The organism is Actinophytocola sp. NPDC049390, assembly GCF_044466355.1.
GTDB lineage: Bacteria > Actinomycetota > Actinomycetes > Mycobacteriales > Pseudonocardiaceae > Actinophytocola.
Genome location: NZ_JBITMQ010000015.1, coordinates 227,359 through 234,648 on the forward strand (window position 1 = coordinate 227,359; position 7,290 = coordinate 234,648).

Here is a 7,290-nt window from a genome sequence, read left to right on the forward strand (position 1 = left end):
GTCCCTAGCGAGTCACCTTGTGCCGCGAACCCGTGACGGCCTCCGCGACGCCGATCAGCAGCACCGACGCGATCACGGCGACGATGAAGCCGACCACGTTCAGCTCCCAGATGTCACCGGTGCCGAGCAGGTTGGCGATCGTGCCACCGATGATCGAGCCGACGATGCCGAGCAGCAGCGTGGCGATGATGCCGAGGTTCTGCTTGCCGGGCTTGATCAGGCGCGCCAGCGCGCCGATGATGAGGCCGGCGACGATGAAGCCGATCATCAGGAAACCTCCAAGGTTTCGTCAACAACTCGAGCACGGAAGTACCCGGCACGCCGGCCGCACAAACGGACGCGGGGAGGCCCGATGCGGGTGATGACGCGGAACGTGCGGCACGACGTGGGCGAACCGAGACGCCTTGACCTGCTGAACCGTGAGCTGCGGGCGGCGCGGCCCGACCTGCTGGCACTCCAGGAGGTGCGCCACCCGGAGCAGACGGCTCGACTGCTTGCGCGTACCCGGTTGCGCCATGTGACACACCAGGCCGACGTGCTGCGTGACCAGCCACCGGAGGCGGCACGGTTCGGCGGCACGGCGATCGCGACCAGGGCGCCACACCGGGTCGTCGACTACGTGGAGCGGCGCATCGACGGGTTCCACTACTGGACGCTCGCGGTGCGGGTCCGTGACCTGCTGTTCGTCACGCTCACCACGCCGTGGGAACCGGAGGCCGCGCACGTGCGGGAGCTGCAGGCGAAGGAGGTGACGCTGCGGTACGCGGGCATGCTGCCGCTGGTCGTGGCCGGTGACCTCAACGCGCGTCCGGACGAGGCGGGGGTGCGGCACCTCGCGACGCACCTGCGGGACGCGTGGACGGCCGCCGGTGACGGGCCGGGCGTCACGTGGCCGCTCGGGGAGGACGGGGAGCCGGGCCGGCTCGACTACGTGTTCGCCGGGCCGGGTGTCGGCGTAGTGTCCGCGCGGCTGGTCGGTGACCGGCAGGTCGACGGGCTGTGGTTGTCCGACCATGCCGGTGTGGTCGCCGACCTGACGCTCCCGGGTTAGGGTCGTCCACTGTGGATGGTGTGCCCGCGCCGGTCGCGCCGATGCTGGCGGTCGAGGGACCGCTGCCGGTCGGCGGTGGGTGGGCGTACGAGACCAAGTGGGACGGGTTCCGCTGCTGTATGCGCGTCGGCCCGGACGGCACCACGAAGCTGACGAGCAGGCTCGGCAACGAGATCACGAACACCTACCCCGACCTGCGTGGCGTGCTGGCCGACGCGACGGGCGGCCGGTCCGCGGTGTTCGACGGTGAGCTGGTGGTGCTCGCGGCGGACGGCAGGCCCGACTTCCAGCTCATGCAGTCCCGCCACCAGCGCGGCCCGACCGCGGAGCTACTGGCGACCGCGCCGGTCACGTACATCGTGTTCGACCTGCTGTTGCTGGGTTCGTCGTCGTTGCTGTCGGCGCCGTACGAGCAACGACGGGAGCTGTTGGCCGAGCTGCCGGTGGCGGGCGAGCGGGTCGCGGTCCCCCGGCATTTCACCGCCGAGGACATCGATCCGCGCGAGCTGCTCGACGTGGTCGAGGAGCAGGGGCTGGAGGGCCTGGTGGCGAAGCGGCTGCGGTCGCGGTACCACCCCGGCGCCCGCACCCGTGACTGGACCAAGCGGCCGCTGATCAAGACGCGGGAGGTCGTGATCGGCGGGTGGCGGCCGGGCAAGGGCAACCGTGGCGGCCGCGTCGGCGCCCTGCTGCTCGGCGGCCACGACGAGCGCGGCCGCCTGCACTACATGGGTGACGTCGGGACGGGGTTCACCGAACGTGCGCTGGACGAGATGCTCGACCTGCTGACCCCGCTCACCCGCCCGACGTGCCCGTTCGAGAACGAGGTCCCACCAGACCGCGCCCGCGACGCCCGCTGGGTGGAACCCACCCTCGTCGGCCAGGTCGTCTACCGCCAGTTCACGTCCGACGGCCGCCTGCGCCACACCGCATGGCGAGGCCTCCGCACCGACATCCTCCCCACCCAAACCACCCTCCCCCCAAACTGAACCCCGCGAGTCGCGCGCCCGGACATACCGAGTTGGTCGTTTCGTGCAGGTCGCTGGGATGCACGAAACCGACAACTCATGGTGTTCGAGCGCGCGACTCGCGGTGTTCTGGCGCGCGACTCGCGGAGTTGTTGTGTTTGCGGACGGCGAAGTCGTAGGCGTCTGCCAGTAGGGGGCGGACGGTGTCGAACGTTGTTTGGGTCGGGTTGATCACGCAGGCCCAGTGGTGGTTGGCGTAGACCGGGTGGGGTAGGAGGCGGTCTCGGGTGGCGTGGTCGTGGCCGGTGTCGAGGATGCCGTTGGCGTCGCGGGTGGTTGGGGCCGGGCCGAAGAGGGACGCGTAGGTCTTCGTGGTCAGGCCGATGTTGAGGCGGTACGTGTTCGGGTGGTTCAGGTCGGACACCGTCTCGTGGTTGTCGCTCGTGACGATCGTCGCGAACGGGAGCCAGCGGTCGGCGGGGAGGTCGCCGTCGGGGTCGTAGGTGACGAACGTGTCGCCCTGGGCCTCGTCCATGCGGATGCCCGTGAAGGTGTCGCGGAAGTACTTCTTCAGTTCGTCGACGGTCATACCTTCGACCCTGTCATTGAACTCCTTTGAGGGGCTTTCCCCGGCAAACGGCCTGAACGTCGTCGCCGAAGCCTCAAGTGGGGGTGCGGTCCGCGGGGCGGCGACCGGCCCGCACGGCCTAACCTCGCCCGATCAGCGCCGCGAGCGTGATCTCCGTCGCACTGGTCAGCACCCGGTCCGCGGCGGTGAACGCGGCGGGGTCGGCGTGCGGGTGCGGGATGGCGACGCACGCCATCCCGGCGGCCTTCGCGGCGGCCACGCCGTGGACCGTGTCCTCGAACGCCATCGCCCGCGCGGCAGGCACGCCGAGCCGCTCCAGCGCCAGCAGGTACACGGCCGGGTCGGGCTTCACGGTGCCCACGTCGTCGCCGCACGCGAGCAGTTCGAAACGGTCGAGGAAGCCGATCCGCTCGAGGTGCCCGGCGACCCAGTCACGATGCGAACTGCTCGCCACCGCGACCCGTAAACCCAGGTCACGCGCCTCGTCGAGCCACGGGGCGATGCCGTCGGCCAGCTCGAGCGCGGCGTGCACCTGGTCGCGGTAGGCGAGGCGGGCGGCGTGGCTCGCCTCGTGGTCGAACGCGGGACCGACGGCCGCGGCCAGCGCCGCGTACCGCTCGGCGATCACGTCCCCGCCGTGCGGCGCGAAGAACGTCGACGTGTCCAGCTCCAGCCCGTGCCTGCGCCACAGGTACTGCCACACCCGCAGCGACGCGGTCTCGGTGTCCATGAGCAGACCGTCGAAGTCGAAGACGAGCGCGTCGAACCCCATGTTCGGCAGTATGCCGGGCAGAACCGTCCGAACCTGGGAGAATGGCGAGCGTGCCGCCGCCGCTGGACCTGGTGCTCGCCGCCGACTGGGTGTCCCCGTCCGTTGCCCGCGACAAGGTGCGCACGTGGCTGAGAACCAACGGCTGGTCGTCGCCGCACCTGGACGACATGGTCCTGGCGATCAACGAGGCCGTCAGCAACAGCATCGAGCACGGCTACGGCGTCGGCCCCGGCGACCCGGCCGGCACCGGCACGGTCGAGCTGCGCGGCGAGATCACCGACCACCGCGCCACGTTCACGGTGCGGGACCGCGGGGTGTGGCGCCCACCGGTCGACGACCCGAAGAGCACGCGTGGGCAGGGCATCCGGCTCATGCGTGCCTGTGTGGAGGAGGTCTCGGTCGACGGGTCCGCCGACGGCACCACGGTCGTGCTGCGCGGCAGCCGGGTGCCGGAGAGTCAGGAGTCCGCGAGCGCGGACGGCAGGTCCGGGTAGACCGACAGCAGGTTGTCCAGGCCGGTGACGTGCATCGGCCGGCGGGTGTCCCGGCTGCCGCCGACGACCCGCACCGACGTGCGGTCCCCGCCCTCCTCGTGCGCGGCCACGATGGCCGACATCCCGACGGAGGCGAGGAACGTCACGGCGGACAGGTCGATCACCAGCACCGGCGGCCCGGACCGCAACGCCTCGGTGCTCGCCTCGGTGAGGATCGGCGTGGTGACCAGATCCAGTTCACCCACTACGCGCAGCACCACGGCACGGCCGTGCTGCTCGACGTCGACGGTGGCACCGAAGTGGTCACCCGGGGGCAGCGGAGCGTTGGACATGCACGTATCTTGCCCGCCCCACGGGGACCACGACAGTGGTGGCCTACTCGAACGGCTTCTTGGCGGCCTCCGACGCACCGTCCGCCACCGTCAGGACCACGGCGACCGACGGCGGCCTCGGGTGTCAGACCCGAACCCGGGCGTAACGGGCCTGTGCCTCGCGCAGCACGCCCATCGCGCCGTCGGTGTCCTCCGCGCCCATCAACGACAGCGCCTTCGACAGCGCCTCGTGCAGGGCGATGCGTTCCACCGCCTGTGAGGTCAGCTCCGCGCTCTTGAGCCACAGCTCGATGAACACGGCCACCTTCGACCGCAGCACCCACGGGTCGAACGGCTTGGTGATGAAGTCGACCGCGCCGATCTGGTAGCCGCGGAACGCGAGGCGGGCGTCGTAGTTCAGCGCGGTCAGGAAGATGATCGGGATGTGCCGGGTGCGTTCGCGCTGCTTGATGTGCGTCGCGGTCTCGAAACCGTCCATGCCCGGCATCGACGCGTCCAGCAGGATCACCGCGAAGTCGTCGGTCAGCAACCGTTTCAGGGCTTCCTCGCCGCTGGTGACCGCGACGGTCTCCACGGCGAGGCCCTGCAGGATCGCTTCCAGGGCAACGAGGTTCTCCCGCCGGTCGTCGACCAGCAGTGCCTTGGCGGACACCGTCACGCGCTCACCGCCCAGGACGACACGACTTCGAGCAGCTGGTCCAGGTCCACCGGTTTGGTGACGTAGTCGTCGGCACCCGCGGCGAGGCTCGCCTCCCGGTCCTCCGGCATCGCCTTGGCCGTCAGGAACACCACCGGTGTCTGCGCGCCCGCGGGCAGCTGCCGGATCCGCCGCGTCGTCTCGTTGCCGTCCATGTTCGGCATCATCGCGTCCATCAGGACGATGTCGACCTCCGGGTGCTCGGAGAGCATCCGGATCCCGTCGGCGCCGTTGTCCGCGTACAGCACGGTCAGCCCGTGCAGCTCCAGCGCGCTGGTCAACGCGAACGCGTTCCGCACGTCGTCGTCGACGAGCAGCACGGTCACGCCGGTCAGCTCACGCGCGACCGCGGGCACCCCGACGGCCGGCCGCAGGATCGGAGTGCCGATCGCGGGCAGCCCGTCCTCGGTGGCGGCGAGCTGGGTGAACCGCTTCGGCGCGGCGCCCGGCAGGACCACCGGCACGAACAGCGTGAACGTCGACCCGGCACCCAGCGTGGACTCGACGGAGATGGACCCGCCGAGCAGCCGCGCCAGCTCCTTCGAGATCGACAGCCCGAGCCCGGTGCCGCCGTAGCGCCTGCTGGTGGTGCCGTCGGCCTGCTGGAACGCCTCGAAGATCATCTCGAACTTCTCGTCCGAGATACCGATCCCGGTGTCCCGCACGGAGAACGCGACCGTGTCGTTCCCCTTGTGCGACACGGTCAGCGTGACGGTGCCGCGTTCGGTGAACTTCACCGCGTTGGACAGCAGGTTGCGCAGGATCTGGCCGAGCCGCTGCGCGTCGGTGACCACCGACGGCGGCGTGCCGTCCGCGATCCGCACCTCGAGGGTGAGGCCCTTCTCGTCGGCCTGTGCCGCGAACGCGCGCCGGGCGTCGGCCACGACCTCCTCGAGGTCCACGGTGCCCGGCTCGATCGTCACCCGGCCGGCCTCGATCTTCGACAGGTCGAGGATGTCGTCGATGAGCGCGAGCAGGTCAGTGCCCGCGTTGTGGATCGTGGTGGCGAACTCGATCTGCTTGGGCGTCAGGTTCCGCTCCGGGTTGTCGGCGAGCAGCCTGGCCAGCAGCAGCAACGAGTTCAGCGGTGTGCGCAGCTCGTGGCTCATGTTCGCGAAGAACTCGGACTTGTACTGGCTCGCGAGCGCGAGCTGCTGCGCGTTCTCCTCCACGCGCCGCCGCGCCGCCTCGATCTCCAGGTTCTTGATCTCGATGTTGCGGTTCTGCTCGGACAGCAGGGCCGCCTTGTCCTGGAGTTCGGCGTTGGTGCGCTGGAGCTCCGCCGACTGGTTCTGCAGCTCGGCCGCGAGCCGCTGGGACTGGCCGAGCAGTTCCTCGGTGCGCAGGTTCGCCCGGATCGTGTTGATCGCGACGCCGACCGTCTGCACGAGCCGTTCCAGGAACGCGAGGTGCAGCTCGGAGTAGTCGCCGACGGACGCGATCTCCAGCACGCCGACCGGCTCGCCCTCGACCAGCACCGGCACCTCGGCCAGCGCGGACGGCGTGAACGCGCCCATGCCCGACCGGATCGGGGTGAAGCCCGCCCGCGAGTCCCGCACGACGATCGGCTGCTTGGTCACCGCGGCCTGCCCGACGAGGCCCTCGCCGTGGCCGAAGCCGACCTGCACGTCGTCGGTGCCGAGGCCGTAGGACGCGGCGAGCCGCCACTCCGGCGCGCCGCCGTCCGCGCCGAGGTAGAACGCGCCTGCCTGGCCGTTCACCAGCGGCACGACCTCGTTCATGATCATCTGGCAGACGGCGGTGAGGTCGCGCTGCCCCTGCAGCAGGCCGCCGATGCGGGCGAGGTTGGAGTCGAGCCAGTTCTGGTTCGCGTTCTCCCCGGTGGTCTCGCGGAGCGTCACGATCATCTGGTTGATGTTGTCTTTCAGGTCCGCGACCTCGCCGCTGGCCTGCACGCCGATCTGCTGGGTCAGGTCACCGCGGGTCACGGCCGTGGACACGCCCGCGATGGCACGCAGCTGGATGGTGAGCGTGGTGGCGAGCTGGTTCACGTTCTCGGTGAGGTCGCGCCACGTGCCCGCGACACCCTTGACCTGCGCCTGACCACCCAGCTTGCCCTCGGTACCCACCTCACGGGCGACACGCGTGACCTCGTCGGCGAACGACGACAGCTGGTCCACCATCGTGTTCATGGTCTTCTTCAGCGCCAGGATCTCGCCCTGCGCGTCGACCGTGATCTTCTGCTTCAGGTCACCCTGCGCGACCGCGGTCGAGACCTGGGCGATGTTGCGGACCTGGCTCGTCAGGTTGGACGCCATGTAGTTGACGTTGTCGGTGAGGTCGCGCCACGTGCCCGCGACACCCTTGACCTGCGCCTGACCACCCAGCTTGCCCTCGGTACCCACCTCACGGGCGACACGCGTGAC

At 70.2% G+C, this 7,290-nt stretch carries 9 protein-coding genes; 3 read left to right on the forward strand and 6 right to left on the reverse strand.

Annotated features, from left to right (window positions below; all coding sequences use genetic code 11):
- Window positions 1-4: 4 nt before the first annotated feature.
- On the reverse strand, window positions 5-268 hold the full coding sequence (locus ACIBVP_RS35750; protein WP_396110883.1) for a GlsB/YeaQ/YmgE family stress response membrane protein: 264 nt from the start codon (window positions 266-268) through the stop codon (window positions 5-7).
- Between the two features lie 84 nt (window positions 269-352).
- Between ACIBVP_RS35750 and ACIBVP_RS35755 the strand changes: the two genes are divergently transcribed.
- Together ACIBVP_RS35755 and ligD are read left to right on the forward strand one after the other, a co-directional pair.
- Entirely contained in the window at window positions 353-1,051 is a 699-nt protein-coding gene (locus tag ACIBVP_RS35755) for an endonuclease/exonuclease/phosphatase family protein (RefSeq protein ID WP_396110884.1), read from the forward strand.
- A 20-nt stretch (window positions 1,052-1,071) separates the two neighbouring features.
- Window positions 1,072-2,040, forward strand: coding sequence for a non-homologous end-joining DNA ligase (gene ligD, locus ACIBVP_RS35760; RefSeq protein WP_396110885.1), 969 nt, complete (start codon window positions 1,072-1,074; stop codon window positions 2,038-2,040).
- Window positions 2,041-2,116: 76 nt separating this feature from the next.
- Here ligD and ACIBVP_RS35765 read toward each other — a convergent pair whose 3' ends face one another.
- Both ACIBVP_RS35765 and ACIBVP_RS35770 read right to left on the reverse strand, forming a co-directional pair.
- Window positions 2,117-2,608 carry a DUF6194 family protein gene (locus ACIBVP_RS35765; protein ID WP_396110886.1) on the reverse strand — a complete coding sequence of 164 codons (492 nt, stop codon included), beginning with the start codon at window positions 2,606-2,608 and terminating at the stop codon, window positions 2,117-2,119.
- A gap of 118 nt (window positions 2,609-2,726) precedes the next feature.
- Entirely contained in the window at window positions 2,727-3,380 is a 654-nt protein-coding gene (locus tag ACIBVP_RS35770) for an HAD family hydrolase (RefSeq protein WP_396110887.1), read from the reverse strand.
- Between the two features lie 41 nt (window positions 3,381-3,421).
- On the opposite strand from ACIBVP_RS35770, the gene ACIBVP_RS35775 reads away from it, so the two are divergent.
- Window positions 3,422-3,874: an ATP-binding protein gene (locus tag ACIBVP_RS35775; RefSeq protein ID WP_396110888.1), complete on the forward strand. Its 453-nt coding sequence runs from the start codon at window positions 3,422-3,424 to the stop codon at window positions 3,872-3,874.
- On the opposite strand, the gene ACIBVP_RS35780 is transcribed toward ACIBVP_RS35775, so the two are convergent.
- The 3 genes from ACIBVP_RS35780 to ACIBVP_RS35790 all read right to left on the reverse strand — a co-directional run.
- Complete coding sequence (locus tag ACIBVP_RS35780) at window positions 3,838-4,206, reverse strand: STAS domain-containing protein (RefSeq protein ID WP_396110889.1); 369 nt, start codon at window positions 4,204-4,206, stop codon at window positions 3,838-3,840. The genes ACIBVP_RS35775 and ACIBVP_RS35780 overlap by 37 nt on opposite strands.
- A gap of 124 nt (window positions 4,207-4,330) precedes the next feature.
- The gene (locus ACIBVP_RS35785; RefSeq protein WP_396110890.1) at window positions 4,331-4,864 is read right to left on the reverse strand and encodes a two-component system response regulator; all 534 of its coding nucleotides are present in this window, start codon (window positions 4,862-4,864) and stop codon (window positions 4,331-4,333) included.
- On the reverse strand, window positions 4,861-7,290 hold a 2,430-nt coding region (locus tag ACIBVP_RS35790; protein ID WP_396110891.1), incomplete at its 5' end, for an ATP-binding protein. The genes ACIBVP_RS35790 and ACIBVP_RS35785, both read right to left, overlap by 4 nt.